The sequence below is a fragment of the Leptospira adleri genome (assembly GCF_002811985.1).
GTDB classification, from domain to species: Bacteria; Spirochaetota; Leptospiria; order Leptospirales; family Leptospiraceae; genus Leptospira; species Leptospira adleri.
In genome coordinates this window covers 1-23,361 of the sequence record NZ_NPDU01000006.1, presented here as the reverse complement: position 1 = coordinate 23,361, position 23,361 = coordinate 1, and the positions used below count along the sequence as shown (strand labels likewise).

General features: G+C 44.6%; 19 protein-coding genes and 1 pseudogene. 13 read left to right on the top strand and 7 right to left on the bottom strand.

Annotated features, from left to right (window positions below):
- The first annotated feature begins 53 nt into the window (after window positions 1-53).
- From CH376_RS03380 to CH376_RS03365, 4 genes are all read left to right on the top strand, one after another.
- Entirely contained in the window at window positions 54-5,732 is a 5,679-nt protein-coding gene (locus tag CH376_RS03380) for a beta strand repeat-containing protein (RefSeq protein WP_100787589.1), read from the top strand.
- 118 nt (window positions 5,733-5,850) lie between these two features.
- A complete protein-coding gene (locus tag CH376_RS03375) occupies window positions 5,851-6,195 on the top strand; it encodes an LIC_10463 family lipoprotein (RefSeq protein WP_243394852.1) in 345 nt (114 codons plus the stop codon).
- Window positions 6,185-6,565, top strand: a complete 381-nt coding sequence (locus tag CH376_RS24000; RefSeq protein WP_125231989.1) for a Bor/Iss family lipoprotein — start codon at window positions 6,185-6,187, stop codon at window positions 6,563-6,565. Before CH376_RS03375 ends, CH376_RS24000 begins: the two co-directional genes overlap by 11 nt.
- A gap of 10 nt (window positions 6,566-6,575) precedes the next feature.
- Window positions 6,576-6,884, top strand: coding sequence for an LA_3781 family PerA/PerB upregulated protein (locus CH376_RS03365; RefSeq protein ID WP_100787588.1), 309 nt, complete (start codon window positions 6,576-6,578; stop codon window positions 6,882-6,884).
- 6 nt (window positions 6,885-6,890) lie between these two features.
- Here CH376_RS03365 and CH376_RS03360 read toward each other — a convergent pair whose 3' ends face one another.
- From CH376_RS03360 to CH376_RS24190, 3 genes are all read right to left on the bottom strand, one after another.
- A complete protein-coding gene (locus CH376_RS03360) occupies window positions 6,891-7,304 on the bottom strand; it encodes a VOC family protein (RefSeq protein WP_100787587.1) in 414 nt (137 codons plus the stop codon).
- 136 nt (window positions 7,305-7,440) lie between these two features.
- Window positions 7,441-8,769, bottom strand: a complete 1,329-nt coding sequence (gene add / locus CH376_RS03355; RefSeq protein ID WP_100787586.1) for an adenosine deaminase — start codon at window positions 8,767-8,769, stop codon at window positions 7,441-7,443.
- Window positions 8,770-9,036: 267 nt separating this feature from the next.
- Window positions 9,037-9,189 (bottom strand): hypothetical protein, encoded by a 153-nt coding sequence (locus CH376_RS24190; RefSeq protein ID WP_165783619.1) that lies wholly within the window; start codon window positions 9,187-9,189, stop codon window positions 9,037-9,039.
- Window positions 9,190-9,254: 65 nt separating this feature from the next.
- Here CH376_RS24190 and CH376_RS03345 point away from each other — a divergent pair, with 65 nt between their 5' ends.
- Window positions 9,255-10,463 (top strand): DegT/DnrJ/EryC1/StrS family aminotransferase, encoded by a 1,209-nt coding sequence (locus tag CH376_RS03345; protein ID WP_207767213.1) that lies wholly within the window; start codon window positions 9,255-9,257, stop codon window positions 10,461-10,463.
- On the opposite strand, the gene CH376_RS03340 is transcribed toward CH376_RS03345, so the two are convergent.
- Complete coding sequence (locus tag CH376_RS03340) at window positions 10,460-11,266, bottom strand: alpha/beta fold hydrolase (protein ID WP_243394850.1); 807 nt, start codon at window positions 11,264-11,266, stop codon at window positions 10,460-10,462. The two genes, CH376_RS03345 and CH376_RS03340, sit on opposite strands and share 4 nt — an antisense overlap.
- 328 nt (window positions 11,267-11,594) lie before the next feature.
- Between CH376_RS03340 and CH376_RS03335 the strand changes: the two genes are divergently transcribed.
- The 4 genes from CH376_RS03335 to CH376_RS03320 are packed head-to-tail and all read left to right on the top strand — an operon-like array spanning window position 11,595 to window position 17,216.
- Window positions 11,595-13,916 (top strand): ATP-binding protein, encoded by a 2,322-nt coding sequence (locus tag CH376_RS03335; RefSeq protein ID WP_100787583.1) that lies wholly within the window; start codon window positions 11,595-11,597, stop codon window positions 13,914-13,916.
- 53 nt (window positions 13,917-13,969) lie between these two features.
- Window positions 13,970-15,481, top strand: a complete 1,512-nt coding sequence (locus tag CH376_RS03330) for a hybrid sensor histidine kinase/response regulator (protein ID WP_100787582.1) — start codon at window positions 13,970-13,972, stop codon at window positions 15,479-15,481.
- An 8-nt stretch (window positions 15,482-15,489) separates the two neighbouring features.
- The gene (locus CH376_RS03325; protein WP_100787581.1) at window positions 15,490-16,482 is read left to right on the top strand and encodes an aminoglycoside phosphotransferase family protein; all 993 of its coding nucleotides are present in this window, start codon (window positions 15,490-15,492) and stop codon (window positions 16,480-16,482) included.
- A 14-nt stretch (window positions 16,483-16,496) separates the two neighbouring features.
- Window positions 16,497-17,216 carry a sugar phosphate nucleotidyltransferase gene (locus tag CH376_RS03320; protein ID WP_100787580.1) on the top strand — a complete coding sequence of 240 codons (720 nt, stop codon included), beginning with the start codon at window positions 16,497-16,499 and terminating at the stop codon, window positions 17,214-17,216.
- Here CH376_RS03320 and CH376_RS03315 read toward each other — a convergent pair whose 3' ends face one another.
- The 3 genes from CH376_RS03315 to CH376_RS03300 form a co-directional block, all read right to left on the bottom strand.
- Window positions 17,217-18,104 (bottom strand): hypothetical protein, encoded by an 888-nt coding sequence (locus CH376_RS03315; RefSeq protein ID WP_100787579.1) that lies wholly within the window; start codon window positions 18,102-18,104, stop codon window positions 17,217-17,219. It lies immediately after the preceding gene.
- A gap of 540 nt (window positions 18,105-18,644) precedes the next feature.
- On the bottom strand, window positions 18,645-18,977 hold the full coding sequence (locus CH376_RS03305) for a hypothetical protein (protein WP_100787577.1): 333 nt from the start codon (window positions 18,975-18,977) through the stop codon (window positions 18,645-18,647).
- 116 nt (window positions 18,978-19,093) lie between these two features.
- Complete coding sequence (locus tag CH376_RS03300; protein WP_100787576.1) at window positions 19,094-20,431, bottom strand: glucose-6-phosphate isomerase; 1,338 nt, start codon at window positions 20,429-20,431, stop codon at window positions 19,094-19,096.
- 282 nt (window positions 20,432-20,713) lie between these two features.
- Here CH376_RS03300 and galK point away from each other — a divergent pair, with 282 nt between their 5' ends.
- The 4 genes and pseudogenes from galK to CH376_RS24805 all read left to right on the top strand — a co-directional run.
- Complete coding sequence (galK, locus tag CH376_RS03290) at window positions 20,714-21,871, top strand: galactokinase (protein WP_100787574.1); 1,158 nt, start codon at window positions 20,714-20,716, stop codon at window positions 21,869-21,871.
- 35 nt (window positions 21,872-21,906) lie between these two features.
- On the top strand, window positions 21,907-22,329 hold the full coding sequence (locus tag CH376_RS03285) for an STAS domain-containing protein (protein WP_100787573.1): 423 nt from the start codon (window positions 21,907-21,909) through the stop codon (window positions 22,327-22,329).
- A 13-nt stretch (window positions 22,330-22,342) separates the two neighbouring features.
- Window positions 22,343-22,960, top strand: a complete 618-nt coding sequence (locus CH376_RS03280; protein ID WP_100787572.1) for a uracil-DNA glycosylase family protein — start codon at window positions 22,343-22,345, stop codon at window positions 22,958-22,960.
- 240 nt (window positions 22,961-23,200) lie between these two features.
- Window positions 23,201-23,361 (top strand): annotated as a pseudogene (locus CH376_RS24805) (IS256 family transposase); the annotation flags it as partial.

The window sequence follows — 23,361 nt, the reverse complement described above, 5'->3', positions numbered from 1 at the left end:
AGATGCCGGAATTCAATAGATCGAAACGTCGAAACTCATAGCAAGTCAGATTGATGTACAAAAAAGTTTTAGTTCTCGTTTCCGTGTTCTTATTTTTACAAGGTTGTATGGCTTGGCCGATGTTGACCGGCGCGGTGGGTTTAGCGGCCGGAAAAAAAAGCGGTGGTGGCGGTTTTTTCTTTCTTCCGTCGAGCGGCTCCGAATCTTCCGTTACACGTATCGAACTTACTTCTCAAAATTCTTCCATCGCAAAAGGAACAAGTTCTCAACTTCAAGTGACGGCCGTTTTCGACAACGGAACCAACCGAGACATCACGAATTCAGCTACGATTTTTTCTTCTTCCAATTCGATCGCGACGATTGAAGGTAACTCGGTGAGAGGACTTTCCGTTGGCGCGTCCACTCTGGAAGCGGACTACCAAGGTTTTACTTCCCGATTGACGATATCCGTCACTCCAGCCCTTTTGAATTCGATTCAGATAACAAGCTCGGATTCCGGCACGTTAGCCGTCGGTTCAAGTAGACAACTCTTTGCAACGGGAATTTTTTCGGACGGTTCCAATCAAGATCTGACCAACGATCCTTTGACAAACTGGTCTTCCAGCAACGACTCTTTGATTTCGATCAACCCTTCCGGTTTAGCCACGGCTCAATCTTCCGGAACGGCCAGCATTCGCGCGTCCTTCGGTTCCAAACAAGGTTCTCTGTTATTAACCGCAAACGGGGTCGCGCTTTCCTCGATCCAAGTGACTCCTTCGAATCCTAGCGTCCCCTTAGGCGCCGTTATACAATTCACCGCAACCGGTATTTATTCGGATAACTCCACTCAGGATTTGACAAACTCTGTGACCTGGACGGTCTTGGACACGGCGATCGCTTCGATTCAAAACGGCGGATTGTCGCAAACGATCGAAACGGGCTCGACTTCCGTTTTTGCGACATTGGGTTCTAAGATAGGATCTTCTACGTTAACCGTAACAGCGGCTTCTCTCGTTTCGATTACGGTTAGCCCAGTCAATTCTTCAGGCGCGAAAGGTCTTCAGACTTCTTTCACGGCGACCGGGATTCTTTCCGATAACACCAGTTTGGATATCACGGATCAGGTGACCTGGACGACGACAGACGCGAACATTCTTACGATTTCAAACGCTTCCGGCTCGCACGGTTTGGGTTCTTCTCTCGATTCCGGAACCGTCACGATCACCGCCTCCATCGGAGGTATCGAAGGTTACACCGATTTTACCGTAACCCAGGCGACGTTAGTTTCCATCGCGGTAACTCCGATCCTTTCTTCCAAGGCGAAAGGTCTCACGGAACAGTTTTTTGCAACCGGAACTTTCACGGACAATACGACTCAAGACATCACGAATTCGGTAACATGGACTTCTTCGTCTTCCATCGTCGGCGTCTCGAACGTGGTCGGCTCCTACGGTTTGGCTCAAACTTTTTCAAACGGAAGCACGATAGTGACCGCCACGTTAGGCAGCATTCACGGGAATACTTCGTTTACGGTTACTTCCGCAATTCTTACTTCCATTCAAGTGACTCCTTCCAATCCTTCTCTGCCGAAGGGTTTGACGAGAAATTTCACCGCCACCGGGATTTACTCCGATTCTTCCAATACGGACATTTCCTCTTCGGTGACTTGGTCTTCTTCCAATCCGATCGTTTCCTTGGTTTCCAACGCGAACGGTAGCGAAGGTTCCGCCTTCGGAAACGAAATCGGAACGACTTCCATCCAAGCGAGTTTGGGAACCGTCGTCAGTCCTCCGGTCACGTTATCCGTAACCGCCGCGGAACTCGTGTCCATCGGAATCACTCCTCCGTCATCGACGAAAGCCAAGGGATTGTCTCAGAATTTTACCGCAACCGGCGTTTTTACGGACAATTCCACGCAGGACATCACCGAAATAGTGACTTGGTATTCCTCCGATACCGTAATCGCGCAGATTTCGAACGTATCGGGTAACAAGGGTTATACGAATGCCCTCTTTCCGGGCTCGAGCAATATCACCGCCGCTCTCGGCTCCGTTTCCAGTCCGGCGATTTCTTTTATGGTCACGCCGGCGGAATTGGTTTCAATTTCAGTTACGCCGATGAATCCGTCCGTCGCAAAAGGGTTTTCGCAACAATTCGATGCGACCGGAACCTATACGGACAATACTACTCAAAATATTACGAATTCGGTCCTTTGGTCTTCTTCCAATTCCGCAATCGTTCAGATTAGCAATTCCTCAGGAAACAATGGTCTGGCCTCCACTTTGAACTCCGGAATCGCAACGATTACCGCAACTTCCGGTTCGATTTCCGGTTCTTCAGGTATTACCGTTTCCTCAGCGGTTTTGATCTCGATCCAAGTCACGCCGACGAATCCGTCCGTTGCAAAAGGCCTTACGAAACAATTCACTGCCACGGGTATTTATTCGGACAATTCAACTCTGGATCTAACTTCTTTGGTAACCTGGTCGTCCTCCGATTCTTCCAAGGTTTTGATCGGAAACGCTTCCGGTTCGGAAGGTCTGGCCTCGGCTATTTCATTAGGTAACTCTAATATATTTGCGGTCTATAATTCTCTTCAGAGCAATACGAGCGTTATGAGCGTGACTCCCGCGGAACTCGTTAGCGTCGTCGTGAGTCCTCCCTCCCCTTACAAGGCGAAAGGACTCACTCAACAATTTATCGCCACCGGAATTTTCACCGATAGCACGAGTCAAGATCTGACTCAGCTCGCGACTTGGTATTCTTCCGATACAAACGTGGCCCCGATCAGCAACGCTTTCGGAAGCGTCGGGCTTTCCACCGCTCTTGCCACCGGTTCTTCCGACATTTATGCCGTTTATAATTCCCTGAATAGCAATACCGTAACCTTTACGGTAAATCCGGCGGTGCTCGTTTCGATTCAGATCAGCCCCGTTCATCTGAGTCTCGCAAAAGGACTCAGCCGGCAATTTAACGCGTTAGGAATCTACTCGGATTCCTCCTCGCAGGACATTACAGCTTTCGTTTCTTGGTCCAGTTCCAATCCTTTATCGGCAAACGTCTCGAACGCAGTTGGGACGGAAGGAATGCTCAGCGCTTTGCAAGTGGGAACGAATACCATCTCCGCGTTTTCAGGTTCCATTTCGGCTAATACGGATTTAACCGTAACTCCGGCAACGTTATCCTCCATTGCAGTCTCCCCTACGAATCCGACGATCAACGCAACTTCTACAAAACAATTTACGGCCGTCGGAACGTATTCCGATTCGAGCACCGCGGATATAACCTCGTTGGCGACTTGGTCCAGCTCCAACAACTCTTTTGCGACGGTGAGTAACGCGCTCGGAACTCAAGGTCTTGCAGCCGGGATCAACGGCGGGAACTCGGTAATCACCGCCGCTTATAATTCCGTTTCCGGGAATACGATACTGACGGTTAACTCGATCGACACTACCGCCCCCACCGTCACTTCCGTCGTGTCCTTGTCTCCGACTACGATTCGGGTGATATATTCAGAAAATGTAAATAACTCCGAAGCGCTCAATCTTTCAAATTACAAAGTCGTAAACAGCGCGTCCCTCTCCGGATCCTGTTTTGATAATTCGAATTTTAGCGCGAATTCTCAAACGGGCGACTTCGCTCTGAATACGATCAGCGGAAGCGGGAACTCGTTTACGATCACTCTTTCCAGTTCTCAAATTGCCGGAAAAACGTACACTCTCGTAGTCAATAAAAACGGAATTCACGATCTTTCCTTCGCTCCGAATCTTTTGGGCTGTCCGAACAACGCGGATTTTTCCGGTCAAGAACAACTGAAGATCTCCGGCGCTGTCTGCAACACGGTTGGAAGAGTGATTCTTTCCTTTTCTAAATCGGTCTATCCCGGAACGGACATCGCAAAGTCAGCGGAATGTTCGAACTCGACTCAGTGCGCTCTGAGATATAAATTCACCGGAGTTTCCTCTTTAGGAAATATAACCGGCGCAAAAATTCTGGACGGAACCGTTTGCGGGGGAACGGCGGCCGATCCTTCCAAAGTGTGTCTAACGCACTCCCTCTCTCAGAGCGGCGGTCAGTACACTGTCATCGCCGCAAACAACTTGGATGGAGACGGCTTTGACAATTCTTCCTGGGGTGCGATTCGAAACGTTTCCGATTCTGAAAATCTTCAATCTTCTCCGAAGGACAGAACGAGTTTTATCGGATGCGGAAGTTCTCCGGTGAATTTTACGGACGGTCCGATCGCCAATAACCCGTTCGCCGACGATTCTTCCTTCGGTTATCTGACCGCTTATAACGGAAGAATTTACATCGGACCCAACACCGGCGGAAATCAAGCCGTCCGTTTTAACTACGACGGAACTCAACCCGAGTCGGTATCCTTTTCCTTTACAAAAGACACAACCTCTTCCGGAGGATCCGATATTTCGTCTAACTCAGCTTCTACGAGGGACGGCGGAATCGGAGTTCCTCCTTATGTTACCATCGGTCACACCGGATGCTCCGTGAACGAAGCAAACCAAGCGACGGGTTGCGGTCCCGATAACGAGGACGGACGCGGCGTATTTTCGGCCGGATCGTTAGGCGGAACCGAACACATTCTTATGGCGGGTTCGCGATCCTCCGAAAATTTCAACTATTTGTATTATTCTTCCGATACGGATTCCGGGCTCGATTTCAAATACATCGACATGGGTTCGATCACGGGAACCGTCACCGCAGGAACTTCTTCCATCAACGTTATGAACGACAGAATCTACGCAGGTTTTGCGAAACGAAATCAGAGCACAAACTCGCCCGACTTCGGAAAAATCACATTCAATTCTTCTGATACATCCAGATGTACAATAGGAAGTAATTGTAACGCGAACGACGGCACGAGAGGCGATCGGTTTAGAATCGATAGAATGCCTTATTTCGGCGGCGGATCCTCGGAAGGAAACAATTCGCGCATCAACTGGGCTTATTACGTCGGGATCGATTCCTTGTTCTCCTTTAACGGAAGAATTTACGCGGCAAACGGAGGCTTTCCGAATTCTTCGCATAATGGAAGTATAATACGTTCCACGAACGGGAATCCGGTTCCTTGCGACGACTTGGATAGCTGTTCCAATTGGACGGACATAGCTCCGAGAACGGATTCGAAATGGCATAACGGCTCGAACAACAATTGGTTCTCCTTGGAGCTTACCAAGTATTACGATCTGATTCCGGCCGATAAAGCCTTCTCGCAGTTTGCGGAATTTAACGGAAAACTTTATCTTACTAGAACGATATGCGTCACTTCTCAGGATAATTCCGGTTTGAGAAATTCAGTTCAAACGATTTCCGGTTGTACAAACGGAAACTATAACAACAGAAGACCGCAACTTTGGAAATGTGATCCTACTTTGACTGGAAACAATTCCAATTGCGACGCCGGAGATTGGTCTTTGGTCGGAGACGACGGCTCCGGCTTTACGAATTTCGGAAACGTTTCCAACCACAGCATCACGATGGCGGTGAGGAACGGTTCTTATCTTTATATCGGTTTTGACAACGAAAGCGGAGTTCAAATCTGGAGAACCAACGTACAAAATCCCGGATCTCCCTCTTCGAGTTGGGAACAAATCGGCGCAAACGGATTGGGCGATACGAACAACCGTCAAATTTATTCCTCCATATCAGGAACGGATGCCGGCGTAAATTACATCTACATAAGCGTGGGAAAAAACAGCCAGCCCGTGAGAGTTTACAGACAGCAGAACAATTAATATGAAAGAATATTCTAAAATTCTAATTTTATTATTAATTCTTTCTGTTTTTCAGATCTCTTATTGTAAAAGAGACAATTCTGAAAAATTATCTTTTTTAAAAAACGAGCAAAACGGAATGATCCGTTTTCAGGCATTTATTCACGGAAAAATAGAAACAAACGAAACCGAAAAATATTATAATTTCGTTCTTAAGCAGGCGGAGAACTTACAGGGGGTTTTTCAGATCGATTCCACAAATTCAGAATTGAGGATCCGTTTGATTCAGGTAGATTTTCCGTTCAACACAGAGACAGATTGTACAAATACAAATTCAGGAAATACATATTCCTGCAAAATAGAAATTAAACCTTTAGAAAAAGCCAGCTATCGACTAAGAGTTTTTCGAAATTCTAAAACCGAAGAATCAAGTTTTAATCTTTTTGCCGGAATCTTCGGGAACGGTTATGTCCATATCGAATAAAAATATTCTATTTAAGATTTTTATAATACTTTTGATATCCTTCGGATTTTCATTTTGCCAGCACGTTCGGGTTCGTTTCAATCAAGATCCTCCGAAAGAATGTCTTTCGGAAAAAGCGGATAAGAAGTGCAAACGCGCACTGGAAGAAAGGGAAAGACTCAACGCGGAACCGTCGCAGATGCACGTAATTCCTCAGGCTTACTATTACTGGGGCTTAAGTCCTAAAAATTATCCGATCGATACGACCGGATATTGTTCAAACGGAGTCAAGGAAGCGCATCAATATTCTACGTTTTTTGATTCTCTCTATGAACAATTGACGATAGGAATTTATTCCCCCAGAACTCTCGTTCTGATTTGTTACAACTGAGGATTTGAACATGAAAGTTTTCAAAAGAATTTTAATCATCCTATTCTTTCTATTCGGCCTCGGTTGTCACAATACCACTTTGCAAATTTATCCCAATCAAACTCCGATTACGAATCCGACTCAGGAAAAACCGGAAACCATTTATACTCAAGGCGGTTATCTGGTAGGAATGATCGAGAATTTCAAAGCGCCGGAAGTCGCGTGCAAAGAAGGGAAGCCCCAGATCTTTATTCAGAGAAATCTAATGGATAGTATTCTTCACTGGACGATCGGCGGAATTTATACAAGAAGGACCGTCCAAGTTTTTTGTAAGAAGTAACGATTCTTATCCGAGATCCTTCGGTCCGGGATAAAAGATAGGATTCCACGCCACTTCCCAGTAATAACCTTCCGGGTCTTCGAAATATCCGGAATATCCTCCCCAGAAAACGTCTTGAGGTCGCTTCACGATCTTTGCCCCCGCTTTCTCCGCCTTGGCGATCACCTCGTCCACTTCCTTTTTTGAAGTCCCGTTATACGCGAGCGTGAATCCTCGAAACCCGGTTCCCTTGGAAGGAATCCCTATATCCTTTGCGAGTTCCTCCCAAGGATAAAGTGCAAACCAGGTTCCATTTAACGTGAAGAAGGCGATATCGCCTTCAAATTCCATTTTTGGAAATCCCAGACCTTCCTGATAAAAGCGAAGCGCTTTTTCTAAATTCTCGACTCCGAGAGTTATGATATTGATTCTTGGCTGCATGGATTCGATTTTTCAGAATGAGAAACGATTCGAAAAGAAGAATTCGGATCGAAAATAAAGAATTTATATTCGATTCTTAAATTGGAAAATTAAAAAAGAAGAATATAGAATAGAGATATTAAAAACTTAGGAAGAATTACTTTTTAAGTCCGTATCTTGCTTTTACGACGTTGATTTTCTTTTCCATCTCCGCCCAGAGAGTCTCCTTATTCGGATGAAAGGACGCGAATACTCCCTGACGAATCAGATCGACGATCTCCTCCAGCGAGAAATCCAAAAATCTCCAGAGTTTGAAATACTCGTAAGTCAGATTGACGTTGAAAATTTCAGGATCGTCCGTGTTGACGCTGAGAGGAAGCCCCTGGTCGTAGTAATATCTTACGGGGTGATTTTGTTCTTTGCGGACGTATTTCCCGGTGAACACGTTAGACGTCACACAAATCTCGATCGGGATATGTTTTTCCCTCAGATAACGGACGAGTTCCGGATCTTGGATCGCCGAAGTTCCGTGTCCGATCCTTTCGGCTTTGAGAAGTTCCACGGCTTCCCAGATCGCCCAAGGTCCGTCGTCTTCTCCGGAGTGGGCAACGACGCGAAGTCCGGCTTCTCTCGCTTTTTGGAAAACTTCCTGATAGTCTCTCGCAGGTCCCATAAGTTCGGCGCCGCCCAATCCGATTCCGATCACTTCGGGATGTCTGAGTTTGAGAACTCGATTGAGATTGTTCATCGCGTTCTCCGGTCCGAACGATCTGGAGACGTCGACTAACAGGCGTATTGTGATTCCGTCGTTATTTTTTTCCTCTCGAATTCGATTTACGAGGTAGTCGACCATTTCGTCGAAGTCGAGTCCGTTCTGAATGAATTTGGAAGGAGCAAAAAACACTTCGGTATAAACGATATTGTTCGCCCGCATGTATTCGGCCAGACTTCCCACGAAGTAGGAAAAGTCCGCGGGTTCTTTCACGAGCGATTGAATGAAGAAGAATACCTGAATAAATCCGTTGAGATCCTTGAAGTTGAATTTCGCCTCGAACTCTTCGTCGGTTACGCTGATTCCATTCTTCGCCATGAGTTGTTTCATCGTGTCTTTGTTCACACAAGCCTCAAGGTGAAGGTGGATCTCGGTCTTTGGAAGTTCTCTGAGAAAATTGATTACGTCTTGGTCGTCCGGTTTTTCTTTTGATAGATCTCCGGACGGAAAAAGGCCCTTGATCGGCACCGGTGTTTCGTGCGGAACTCCGACTGTGGGAACTCCTAGAATCCAGGAGGGCGGATCCAAGACCTCGAGTTCCATGAGGCCGACTCTTTCGTTCAAGAGTTCGTTGATCTGTTTATCAAAAGATATCTGAAGGGAAGAAGAATAAGGACGGTCTGCGGGAAGTCTGGACTTGAGACGGCTGAGTTCGGTTACATCTCGATCGATGATCCGGATTCTTTCTAAGATCTCTCCAAATGTTAGAGCCACTAAGGCAAAATATATTTCCTACCGAAAGATTTCAATTCTGAATTGAACGCGGGAACTCCCGCGCTTTCGAGGCTCGTAGATCGTTTTCCGAGTTCCGGGACGACATTTTTTTTGAAAGAAAAGAAGGAGTTCCTACTTTTTCAGTAAGACATTCTGCTCCAGTTTGCCTATCCTCTTCGAAACCTGTGGAGTTCCCGCATTCCTTCCGTCTCCAAAGTGTCGCTTCGGTCTTTTTCCACCCGCAAGGGACATGAAGGGCTTGGTCCGTCAGGACCGAGCGGGACTCCGCGAGCCCGGAATGGCCCGGTCCTGCGGATCTAAAGTAGGAACTCCTTCTTTTCCTCTGCGGATCTTCCTCGAAGCTCCCATCACGCAGGATGCGGCCGAAAAATCTACGGGAGTTCCCGCACTTTTCCTCACTTCAAAGTAATTTCCGACTCAGGAAAAATCAAAATCTGCCGAAGTTTAAGAATGCACCGGGGGTTATGTCCGATATGATCACAGCTCGCAAAACCTTTCTTCCCTTCGCGCTTCCTTCCATCTCGGAGAGAGCGATCGAAGAAGTCTCCTCTGTCCTTCGTTCCGGTTGGATCACCTCTGGACCCAAAGTCAAAGAATTCGAAGAAGAATTTGCCCGTTACACGGGCGCCGACTACGCTCTTGCACTGAACTCTGCGACCGCCGGTCTCCACCTCGCCCTCGAAGCGATCGGTATGAGTCGAGGCGACGCCGCAATCTGTCCGGCTGTCACTTTCACCGCCACAGCGGAGGTGATCTGCTACTTCGACGCGGAGCCGATCCTCACGGACGTGGATCCGATCTTCAATCTCATGACTCCGGAAACTCTCCGTGCTACGATCGAGAGAGAATGTATTTATCAAAACGGATCCCTCCTTCATAAAAAAACGGGTAAAACCGTGAGAGCGATTCTTCCTGTCCATCTAGCAGGCGTTATCTGCGACATGGAGGGAATTTTAAAAATCGCAAAAGAATATCATCTTTATGTAATAGAAGACGCGGCCCACGCATTCCCTGCGGTTCACAAAGGAAGAAAGATCGGAACCTTCGGCGACTTCACCGTCTTCAGCTTTTACGCGACCAAAGGAATCACGACCGGAGAAGGAGGAATGGTTACCACAAATCATTCCCACTTTGCAGAAAGAATCAAACTCATGCGTCTTCACGGAATCAACCGCGAAACTTACGATCGTCCAGGCTGGTACTACGAAGTAGTTTCTCCCGGCTTCAAATACAATATGACCGACGTCGCCGCGGCTCTGGGAATCGTTCAACTCTCCGAAGCGGACGATCTCTGGAAAAGAAGAATCGAAATCGCGGAGCTCTACAAAAAAGAATTCGCGGAGCTTCCCTTTCTTCATCTTCCGCTTTCCGCTCCGGACGGGGAACATTCCTGGCATCTCTTTCGAGTGGAAGTCGATCGCGCTTCCTCCAAGATCGATAGGGATATCTTCGCTTCCGAATTAAAAAAACGGAATATAGGTTCGAGCCTTCATTTCATTCCTCTTTTCGAACATCCTTTCTACAGCGCCCGTTACGAATATAAGAAAGATCACTTTCCGAATTCGAACGCGATGTATTCCCGATCTCTTTCCCTTCCCCTTTTCCCGGGTATGAAGGAAGAAGACATTCAGGACGTTATCAAAGCGGTCAAAGAAATCTTTAATGGTATCTAATTCAGATACCGGTTGATCTCCAAAGAAAGTTCATCGGACCTCTCCATGTGAATCGCGTGTTTCGCACCCGGTATAAAAACGAGTTTGCTTTTTTTTAAGTAAAAATGCAGCTTTTTTGTCATCGACGCGTCCGTGATCGGATCTTCTTTTCCTGATACGATCAACGCCGGAATTTTGATATCGCCTAACTTTTTTCCCAAGAAGATTTCTTCTTCCCTCTCCAAAGTATTGATCGTCAAAAATTGATTTGGAAGTTCGTTCCAAGATTGAATCAAGGCCCTTCTTGCGATTCTTCCCGGCAACTCGGGAGTTTCGTAATAAAGCGCTTCGATGAGTTTCAACATGTCCTCTTCCGTCTTCGGAAACAAGAGTTCCTTCATCTCGTCTCTCTTCGGATGAGGAATCCCGCCGGGAGCGATCAAAACCAACTTGGAAATTCTTCCTTCCCGATCACCGAGTGCGATGTGCATTGCGATCAAGGCCCCCATCGAATGACCGCCTAACACGAGTTCTTCGAGATCCATCTTCCGGATCGCTTCGTAGATCAAATCCCCGAAGACGTCCACTTGATAGAGATATTTCAGATCCGGAAGTTTGCTCTTTCCAAATCCGGGAATGTCGGGGATAAGAATCCGGTAATCCTGCCGAATCTTAGGAGCAAGTCTTCTCAAACCGGTCGCGGAATCCAAGAGTCCGTGTATCAAAAGAATCGCCTTTCGTTTCTCGGGATTCTTTTCCAAAAAATAAACCGAGTTGCCGCCGATTTCCACTTCGAGTTCTCGGAATCCGAGAACCTTCTTCATGTAATTTCTTTTTTTCCAATTGTAATATGCGAGAAAGAAACTGAACAATGATTTCATAAAAGCCGATTTTTAATTTTAGAATTGTCTTTTGATTCCGTCTCGATCCGATAATTTCAATCTACCGATCGGAATGAATTTTTTGGACGACATTTAGAACAAAAATTCCATCCTCTTTCTTGTTGTAAATCCTTACGTAGCCGGGAATCTGAATTAGTTCTTGCAAAGAATCGGAATCCGCCGAAATTCAATGTAGATTCGAATACGACAAAGACGTTTGAACTTTTATCGGCCGAATCGAAGATATCCCACCGATTGAACTGGAATCAGAATGCCTGAATCTTTACTCTCAGTTCTCCATTCTTTCTTCTATCCCGTGAAAGAGGGAATCCTCGCGCTGGATACGGAAACAGAAACAATCCTCTATCTCAATCCTTCCTTAGAAAGACTCTTAAATTATTCCGTCGACGAACTCAGAGGCAAACCCTTGGATTTCATCTTGCCTAGTCCCACTCAACCTCGGGAAACACTCACGATCAAACGGAACGAACCCCTCAAAGTTTACTGGCAACTCAGAGATAAAAACGGAGAAAGAAAGTTAGTCAACTTTACGGTAAACACTTCCAATTTTCTCGGGAAGGACGTTTTCTTATTTTATTTTACGGATCGCTCCGAAATCCAACAAACCGAACTTCGTCTCTACTACATGCAAAGTGTTTTAAGAACCCTTCGGCTTCTGAGACAAAACCTGCGTTATCTGACATCTGAAAGTCTCGTCTTTCAAAAACTCTGCGATACTCTTAAGGAAAATCCGCATTACTTTTTAGTCTGGGCTTTTTTTCTTAAAGACGGAGAACTCCAAGTCCTCGGACAAAAAGATATCAACCCGGATCTAAAACAAAAGATCCATTCTTTCATCGACTCCGATTCTACTTTTCCGATGCGAAACCTCATCGATTCGAAGGAGAATTTCATCATCCACGAATTCGGAAACGGTAAGTATCAGGATTGGGAATCCATCTTTTCCGATCATAAGTTTCGAAGAAGTCTTTCCATCGGAATCAGAGACAAGGAAAAACTTTTAGGAGGAATCGAAATTCTTTCGCTCGAAGGAATGGCTTTCGACTCGGGCGAAAATTTCCTCTACGAAGAAATCATTTCCGACGTCCACACTTCTCTTCAAAACGCAAAAACGGAAAGAACCAGAATCGAAAACTCGAAAAAACTCCAGTTTCAAGGCGCTCTTCTAAACTCGATCGAGGTTCCTCTCATCTCCACGGACGACGAAGGTTTTATCACTTACGGAAACAGGAGTTTAGAGAGAATATTAGGAGTTTATAAAGAAGATTTCATCGATCTCTATATCGGGGAATTTTTGAACCTCGACCAGGAAGTCATCGATCGTTTCTCCAAAGAAGAATTCAGAACCGAGATCAAGATGAAAATTTTTCCGGACATAGAAGCTCCGATGCTTCTCGCTTCCTCCAGAATTCGGGACGAATACGGAAATTCCATCGGAACCATTCTTCTCCTTTTGGATATTTCGGAACAAAAGAAAAACGAAGAACTCATTCGTTCCTCAGAAATAAAACTTCGGAATCTTTTCTCCGCGATGAACAACGGGATCGTCATCCTTACTCCCGCTGGAATCATTTTGGAAGTGGCCCCGATTCTCAAATTTCTTCTTTTCCAAATCCTAAACGTCAATCCGGGCGAAGACTTTTTCTCTCTTTTCGTAAAAAGGGTTTCCGACGAACTCAAAAGAGGAATCGAAAATTGTCTTTCCTCCCAACGCGCGGTCTTCTTGGATCTTCCGATTCAATTTATCGAAGGAGAAGAAAACTTTTTCTCCATCAAAATTCTTCCTCTTAAAAAATACAGAGAGGACGGAGAAGCGGTGATGCTAATCTTCTCCGACGTGACTCAGACAAAACTTTTGGACAAACAACTCTACGAGACCGCACGTTTCGCTTCCATCGGAGAATTGGCGGCGGGGATCGCGCACGAAGTGAACAACCCTCTTCAGGCGAGCCTTCTCTATTTAGAAGATCTCATCGAAGCCGAAGAATCCGATCCGAACGAAAGACTCAAGATCTACAAAAGAATCGAAGCCGCGAGCATTCGAATTCGAGATCTGATCAAATCGCTTTTGGATTTGGGAAGAACCGTCGCCAGAGAAAAAGAACTGATTTCTCCTTATTATATTCTCCTGAGAGCCTGCGAGTTGATCGAAGTTTCCTGCAAGAAAAACGGAATCGAATTAAAACGGATCGCGAGCCCCGATCTTCCGAAGATTCGAGTTGCTTGGCAGGAAATCGAACAAGTCCTGATCAATTGTTTGGTAAATTCGATCAACGCTATCTCCGAGATGGAAAATAAACCGGCCAACCCGAAAATTACGATCACCGCTCGCAAAGAATTTCATCTGAACAGGGACGGAATTCTTTTTATGATTTCGGATAACGGACCCGGAATGAGTAAAGAAGTTCTTGATAAGGCGTTCCTACCTCTCTTTACTACGAGAAGAGGCAAACAAGGAACCGGTTTAGGATTAGCCATCTCCCAGAGGATTATCTCGGAACACAACGGGACCATCTCTTTGGATTCTTCTCCTGAGAACGGAACTAGGGTTTTGATTCGCCTTCCCATATAGAAAAGATTTTTTGGTAAATTAAGGATCTTCTTAGAGGTAAGAATCTAAGTCCGATGGAATCTAAGTATACATCAGTACTCGTTATAGACGACGAATCGGATATCCGAACGGTTCTTGAAAGAGTCATCTCTCGGGAAGGTTATCACGTTTTCCTCGCTAAAGACTACGACTCCGCCATCGAAATCATCCGCAACAACGAAATCGACGTCGTCATCTCCGACATCGTGATGAACGGAAAAAACGGAATCGAAGTCGCAAAAGAAATCAGAAAGATCAACGAGAATATTCCCGTCATTTTGATGACCGGGAACCCGGATCTCACAACCGCGGAAGAAGCCGTGAGAAACCGCGCTTTCGACTACATTTCAAAACCGATAAGAAGGACCAATATCCTGGAAGTTTTGGAAAAAGCCAAAATCGAAAAAGAATCAAGAGACAAACACACACAATCTCTGATTCAATCCACGACCGAAAACACAAAACTCGCACAAAGAGCGAAAGATCTTTATTTACAAAATTATAATATTCTTAACGCAACGAGCGACTGCGTGATAACCCTCGATCAGGATCTTAAATTCTCCAGTCTAAATCAAGCTGCGCTTAACGCGTTCGGCTACAAAGAAGAGGAAATAGTAGGCAAACATATAGGGCTCCTGATTCCTCCTGGAAAAGAAAATCTTTACATGGAAAAGGTCGCGCTCCTTTTAAAAAGAAAAGGAAAAAAACAGTTCGCAAGAGTCAGCCACTCGGACCTTAAAAGCAAAAGCGGCGAAGTAAGAACCTATGACATTTCCATCTGTTACTACGACGTGGAAGGTCAGACCTATTACACTGGAATCGCAAGAGATATCACGAACAAACTTTTAATTTCCGAAAAGCTCATCGACGCGGAAAGAAGAGCGTTTCTTTCGACGCTCGCTTCCAGCATAGGACATGAAATTAACAATTCTCTCACGGCGATACAAGGCCACATTGAAATCGCGAAACTTCCGGATTCTACGGACTCAATTCGACAAAAGGCGATCCAGATCACTTGGGGTCAGTTGATCAAATTAAAAACCCTGACCAACAACCTTCTTCAACTCGGAAAACCGGGAGAAAGTCTTAAAAAACATTCGGAACCGATCAATCTCAACGATTCGGTGGAAAGTGTGATCGACGTATTTCAAAAGACGTCGCGTCTGAAAAACTGCCAGATTCATTTTAGGCCCGAGCCGACTCCGGTCTTAGTGGAATCGAATCAGGATCAGCTCTCCCTTTTATTGTCGAACATCATGCTCAATTCTGCGGACGCGACGGGCAACCGAGGAAACATTACGATTTCGGTACATATTAGAAATCATCATCCGATCGTTTCGATCATAGACGATGGAATCGGAATGAACGAAGAAGTGATTCAAAAAATATATCAGCCTTACTTCACTACCAAAGGGATCGGGAAAGGAACCGGCTTAGGAATGTTCGTTGCAAAAGAAATCGCGGATCAATACGGAATCAGAATCGAAATCGAATCGGAGCCGAACTCCGGAACCGAGTTTCGTCTGGTATTTCCGGACAAGGTATAAATAGAATTATGAACGCTTCCATTTCCCTGACCGATACAGAATTAAAGTTTTTACAACTTTCCGGAAAACTCCCGGAGAAAATAACCCCCATTACTTTGGAAGCCTCGGAAAGAAAATATTTCCGAGTACAATATCCGGATCAAACTCTGATCCTTTGTAAGGACGTTCGATTTCAGCACGACTTTGTCGAGATCGCGGACTTCCTAAGCCATGAAAATTTTAAAGTGCCCGAGATAATCAAAAAGGATCTGATTCATTACCTTATTCTAATGTCCGACGGAGGAGAGAACGATCTTACTTCGGTTAAGGACGACGTGGAATACAGGGACTGGCTCGTCAAGTCCCTGGAAATTCTCGTAAGACTTCAAAAAACGGATCCGATGCCCCCGGTGAGTTCACGAGAGTTCGACGTCGAAAAATTTCACTTCGAAAGCGAATTCACATATTTTAATTTTCTAAAATTCCAGAAACAATTTCAGCTTCAGACGCAATTGAGAAGCGAAGTGAAGATCTTTATCGAAGAAGCCTCTGCGTATTTGGCGGAATATCCGGTGAAAGTTTTCTGTCACAGGGACTTTCACGGACGGAATCTTCTGATCGATTCCCAAAATGAAATTTGTATGATTGATTTTCAGGACGCGAGAATGGGAACTCCTTTTTACGATCTCGCGAGTATCCTTTACGACGCATACAGACCGATCCCGTTCGCGATGAGACAAGGGCTCTATCAACTTTTTATAAAGTTAGGCGATCAGAATTATCCCCGTTCCAAAGAATGTTATTATCTTCAGTGTCTTCAACGTTCTTACAAGGCTCTGGGTTCTTATTTTTATCTGGTTTCGGATAAAAAGATGGATAAATACAGGGAAAGCATTCTCAGTTGTCTGGATAATCTTGTTGAAATCGTTCAAGCCGGATTGTTCCCGGATCAGCTTTTTGTTTTCTTTCATCTTCTCAAAGAAGAGCTTTTGTCCAATTATTCTTTTATTAAAAACAAGTAAGCGGGAACTCCTTCTTGAAATTTTTCATACCAGCGGCCGGTTTCGGAACCAGAATGAAAGAATTGACCGAAAATCTTCCGAAGCCGTTGCTTCCGGTCGACGGGATTCCGTTGATCTACTACGCGCTTTTTCATGCTTGGATTCAAAACGCGGAAGGAGCCGTGATCAATCTTCACTACCGCGGAGAAAAGATTCGAGAAGCGTTGAAAAAATTCTCCCTTTTTCCTTTGATCTTTTCCGAGGAAAAAAAAGAAATCTTAGGAACCGCCGGCGGAATTCGAACCGGCTTGGAGAAAGCCGGATGGATGGGCGAAACGATCGGAATCATCAATCCTGATTTTCTTTATTTTCCGGACCGGAACTTTCAACTTCCAGTCGCTCTGAAAAACAAAGATTGTATTCTTTATTTGCTTCCTCGACCGGATTCCGCAAATTACACGGGACTCGATTTGGAAGACGGAAATATCCGCTTCGGCAATGGAAATTTATTTTATACGGGAATTTCGGTTCTGAATAGTTCCGTTTTGAAAAATATCGAGCCGGAAACTTTCGCTGATCTGTCCCAAATCTTTAAAGAATTGTCCGAAAAACGCAGATTAGGCGGAGAATTATTTCCGGGAGAAGCTCTCGATTTAGGAGAAAAAGAATATTACATTTCTCTAAAGGATGTTGATTTCTCAGAAAAAATGAATCCTAAGTGGAAAGAATTTTTAAAATTCTGCGATCTTTTCTGATCAAAGATAGGAAGAAAGGCACCAAGCGCAAATTCCGTTTCCGACTCGAATCGGTTCCGGAACATTTTTAAGCTGAATGTCTTTCGGAATTTCGGAGAAAAAAATCCGATCATCGACGGTTCTTCCGCAATAACTGCAATGACTCGTTTTCCAGGGTAATTCGGATTCTTCATGGACTTCCTTCGGAAACGGAAGGATGTCTTCGTCGTTCAGAATTTTTTTTCGAATACTCCGGTATTCTTCTCCAAATGGAACTTCAAGGCGGGAAGTTTGAACATCCGGTCCCGAACCGATCCTAAGGAGCTCCGGTTTCAATCCGGTTTCCCGAAGCATCAAGATCGAAAGCGCAAGTCCAATATCTCTTCCTTCGGAATCTTCCGGATAAAGATCGTAGTATTCCATCAAATTCTTAAATTCCATTGCCGCCGATAGATATCGTCTCAGACGTTCTTCTATGAAGGGGAGCATTTTAGAATTATGTAATACTTCCGCGGCCAATCCCGTGTCGTTGTGATAAATCGTAACTTTTAGAAAGAGTCCTTTTTCTTTTAAGGATTCTCGGACCGCTTTCGGATCGAACGTATTTAAGAATTTTCTGAATTCTTCCTCACCGGCTTTGTATTGACTTTCATCCGTCAGATCCAGCCCTCTTTCGGAAGCAAAGACTTCGCGAAGATTGGACATCGCGGATCGCAAGAGCATCTCCTGAATCACGGAATAGACTACCGGTGTAAGGTCGGCCTTGTTGTAATTTTCGAGACAGAGTTTTAGAAATTTTTCAAGATTCAGGCGGAAACAATCGTTGAGAATGTATCCGGTCAATTCGATTCTCTTGCCGGCCTCGATCGCTCTGAGAAGGCGGGTCCATCTTTTAAATTCTTGATCCATTTCGCTTTCGGAAAAAAATTCCCACGAAAAAGTATCCCAGTTTTTAAAGAAAGAAAACCTATTTTTAAATCAGTCAGGAAAAAGAAATCCTCGGAAGTTTATGTTTCCGTTCCGGCTCAAAAACCTCTTAGGATTTCTTTATATTCAAAAGTGATCGGTTCCTAAAAAAGAATGCCAACCCCAATCTTGGGAATGAGTAGTTTCCCAAGACCGGGATTGGCACAATTTGGAGATCCGTAAGTTGCAAACAGTAATAAGGACAAAATCGATGAAAGAAATTCCGAAGTGGGAACTCCTTTTGTGAAGAGAGGTTTGCGGGAACTCCCCACGTTTTCCTAAAAATCCTCGAAGTAGGGAAAATCGCTCGAGACCGACAGTTGAAGCAACATTTCGATCCCCTTGCCCTAAGAATTTGAAAAGAGAAGAAGATCTCTTGGTCAAAAACTCGACGAGAAAAGTAGAATCGTCAATGGAAGACACAACTCGAACTGGACTGTAGGACATATTTCCCCCTGAGAACAAAACTAGAAAAGAGACTAGTTAAGAAACGACGGGCGGAGGTAAATTCAGCAGGTTTAGAGTTTGGATGTTACAGAAGTGGAATTGGAACCTATCCTGGAGGGAAGTTATTTTGCCCTTGAATACGAATAAAATGTTTTTATGGGTAAGAGACAGAAAGCTGAAAAGGAATTCGGATTCCTCTTCTAACTGAACTTGCTCTTTGTATTCGGATTCAATCCCGTCTATTGTTTGTTTTTGGGTAGGCAACTTCCCAGGAAGATTGCTGGAAGAAGCAAAAGAAAATAATAGAAACAAAAACGCAAGCGCGCAAGCGGTTAGAGGATAACCGATTTTGTTTCTTTGCCCCTTCATAACCTCATCGCGCACTAAATTTTAAAAAGTGTCAAGCAGTAAATAAAAATTCAACGAAAAGATCTCTTTCCCTTTGAATTCGGAGAGAAAAACTAACACGATTTGATTACGGAGATTTAGTTACCGAGAATTCTTTTTCGGAGAAGTTCTCCTTCCTTTTCAAAACCCTCTTTCTGGAGGAGGGCGAACATATTCTTCTTATATGCCTCCACCCCCGGTTGGTCGAAAGGATTTACGCCCAAAGCATATCCGGAAACCGCACAAGAATATTCAAAAAAATACATAATCTCTCCCAAAGATTCGGGTGTCATATCCGGGAAAATCAGTTCCAAACAAGGAACACCGCCGTCGGCGTGCGCGAGAAGTGTTCCCAAGCGAGCCTGTTCGTTTACGTGTCCGATCGTGCTGCCCGCCAGAAAGTTCAAAGAATCCAGATTCTCCTTTGTGGAAGTAAGAGTCAGATCCGAATGGATCTCGGCGGGACTCAAAACGGTCTCAAATAGGATTCGTTTTCCCTCCTGCACATATTGACCTAAAGAATGGAGATCTGTGGTGAAGTCCATGGACGCGGGGAAAATCCCTTTGTTTTCCTTTCCTTCACTTTCTCCGAACAACTGCTTCCACCATTCCGAAAGATAACGAAGAGAAGGATTAAAATTCGCTAATACCTCCACATATCTTCCCGAGGATAAAAAATAATTTCTGAGAGCGGCGTAGTGTGTCGCCGGATTTAGGAGCGCGTCCGTTTCCGAATGTAAGCCCTCAAGAATATTCTGAAATCCTAATATAAATTTTCGAATCGGAATTCCGGCAACCGCAAGAGGAAACAATCCAACCGGAGTCAAAACGGAATATCTTCCGCCTACGGAATCCGGGATCGCAAAACTATCGAATCCTTCCGCGTCAGCAAATGTTTTCAGCGCGCCTTTTCTGGAATCCGTCGTTGCGACCACTCTCGAAGCCGCCCCATCTCCGTATTTTCTTACGAGAAGATCCCAGAAAAGTCGAAACGCAATCGCCGGTTCCGTCGTAGTTCCGGACTTGGAAATGACATTGACGGAAAAATCTCTGTCTTTGAGATAATCGAGAAGCTCGGAAAGATATCTTGATTCTAAATGATGTCCCGCAAAAATAACTTCCGGATTTCCCTTTTTTGGAGAACGGAAAAAAGGAAGGCTCGCTTCCAAGACGGCTCGGGATCCAAGATAAGATCCTCCGATTCCGATCACGACAACAACCTCCGAAGAAGAACGGATTCTCTCTGCGGTTTGTATGATTCTTTCTATTTCCGAATTTTGAATTTCGTTCGGAAGATTCAGCCAACCCAAAAACTCGCTCCCCTTTCCTTGAAAAGAATGCAACGTCTTTCTCGCGGACTCGGCCCCTTTCAAAAAGGGTTCGAATTCTTGCGAACGAATAAACGAGGAAGCGAATCTTGTTTCTAATCGGATCATAATGAATTACAAATTCTCTTTTTTCTATTACATCTCGGATTCGTTTTGTCGAATTCCAAGATTCTAAAATTTATATCGGTTCCGGTTCTAAAGCCGCGGTCTTCGATTTGAATTCTTCTTCCGAAAAAATTCTAAAAAAGGAACGCTTGAACAGTTTAGAAAAATGAAAATGCCGGGCAAGAAAAAAGCAAATCGAAAGAGAGGATAAAAATGCGGAGAAGGATTGACGTGAAAGGAACTCCGATTCAATCTTTCCGGGATTTTTAAAAGAAACAAACCGCAATGGATAAAGAAGAACTTACAAAAATTCTTAAAAAAGAATTCTCATCCTCTCCCGAAGAAGAACCGATCCGATTCTTCTCAGCTCCCGGAAGAATCAATCTCATCGGAGAACACGTCGACTACGCCGGAGGAATCGTTCTTCCCGCGGCGATCGACGTTTCCATTCGGATTGCGATTCGTAAAAACCGAGGCTCCTTTTTCAGAATTTTTTCCGCAGAATCCGGAGAAAAGATCGAGGCAAAGATCATTGCTTACAATTCGAAAAGTCCCTGGGTAAATTATGTCTTCGGAGTCATCGAAGAATTCAGAAAGCTCGGCTTCGAACCGGATCCTTTCGATTTGGTAGTCTGGGGGAACATTCCGCAGGGCGCGGGACTTTCCTCTTCTGCGGCCTTTGAAGTGGCGATCGCGTATGCGCTTTCAGAAATTCATTCTTGGAAAATCAAAAGAGAGGAGATCGCGCTCTTAGGTCAAAGGGCGGAGAATCGATTCGTCGGCGTGAATTGCGGAATCATGGATCAGTTTATCATCTCGACCGGAAAAGTGGGATTTTGTATCTCGCTCGATACAGAAACTCTGAAATACGAATACCACGAAATTCATTTGGACGACGCAGAATTCTATCTGATCGATTCCAAGGTGAAACACTCTCTGAAAGACAGCGCTTATAACGAAAGAAGAATGGAAGTTGAATCCGCATTCTCCAAGATTAAAAAAGGAAAACCTTCTCTCAAAAATCTCTATCAAGCGGAGTTGGAAGACTTGGAAAACGAATCCTTCGGCTTAAATCCGATCGAGAAAAAAAGAGCGAAACACATCGTTACCGAAAGACTAAGAACCTCAAAAGCGATCGAATACTTAAAAAACGGAAACGCCGAAATCGTGGGAGAAATTCTCTTTGAATGCCACAATTCCCTCTCTAAAGATTACGAAGTCTCGTGTGAAGAATCGGATTTTATAGTCGAACACTTAAGGAAAGAAGGAGTTCTCGGCGCGAGGATGATCGGCGGCGGTTTCGGAGGTTGCGTTTTGATACTGGACAAAAATGGTAGAAAAGATATACTGTTTGAGAAAATAAAAACGCTCTATCGGAAAGAATTCAGAAAAGAACCGCAACTTTATACTTTCCGAATTTCAGACGGCGTCAAAGAATTCTAATCAAAGAACTTCATTTGAACTAAGGGAGAAAAGAGATGGGAGCAGATGATTCTCTGGACCTCGACGGTGAGGATGTGGATTTTTCAGTCAACGAATTGAACGTAAATCTTCAGAAAGAAGATATCCCGATTGATTTTCCGAAAGACGCCGTCGCTCTGAAGATTAGCGGAGAAATCAATCTTTACTCCGCGCACGCGCTCAAGGAGAAAATTTTCGACCTCATCGACAAAGGTTTTGTTTATATTTTTGTGAACATGGAAAACATTCGTTATATCGATTCTTCCGGACTTGCGGTTTTTATGAGCACGCATGCAAAACTTGTAAAGATCGGAAAAGGCGGGATCGCCATGTTCTCCCCTTCTTCTCAAGTCAATAAGATCCTAGAATTGACCAAGTTAAAATCTCTGATCCGCGTGACGGGAACCCTCAAAGACGCGATGAACATCCTCCTCAATTGATCTCCCTTCGAGAATGAATAAAAAGAAAATAGAATATTCCAAACATCTAAACAATCTTCTGAACTGCGCAAAATGCCCCAAAATGGAAGGGAAACCGGTTCACGGCTGTGTTCCGTCTTCGAAAATCATCAGCGTCGGTCAAGCGCCGGGAATTCACGAAGAAAAATTCGGAAGACCTTTTTCTTATACGGCGGGTAAAACTCTTTTCGGTTGGTTTCAAAAAATCGGAATCGATGAGGAAGCCTTTCGGAAGAAAGTCAATATGTCTGCGGTTTGCAGATGTTTTCCGGGGAAGGCCAAAAGCGGAGATCGAAAACCGAGCCCGGAAGAAGTTCTGAATTGTTCCGAGTTTTTGGAATTCGAAGTCCGTTTTCACAAACCTCAATTGATCATTCCTATTGGGAAACTTGCCATTGATCAGCTCTTTGAGAACCGTAATTATAAGCTAGAGGATGTGATCGGAGGGAGGTTTTCGCGGGAACTCTACGGTGTCAGAGTGGATTGGGTTCCGTTGCCACATCCGTCAGGGCTGAACGTTTGGAATCATACGGAGACAGGGAAGAGATTAATTCAAAAAGCCCTCAATCTTCTGAAAAACCATCCTGTAATAAGACAGGAATTTGGTTTGTGAACAGGAATTTTGCGGGAACTCCTTGATTATTAACGAAAAGAGTCCTGAAACACAGTACACTTTCAATTTTTTAAACTTATTCTATTCAGATAAAAAAAGATTCATTGATACCGAATAAATAGATGTAAGGAATTTTCTTGATAACGTCCTAAAATTTTCGCAGATTTAAGAATGAATGAGAAGGCTCTCCTTGCCGATTGAGTTTGTAGCGATCAAATTCAAAAAAAGGAGAACCCCCCAATGAGGGCAGAAGAAGAAAAAGCGCACCTGAAAGTAATCCAGGTGGATGAGACCCAGCTCAAGAAAGACTTGAGCGAACTCGTAAGAGGCTCAGTGGAAGAAACGCTGAACGCTCTCTTAGATGAGGAAGCGGATAAACTCTGCAAAGCCTCAAGGTATGA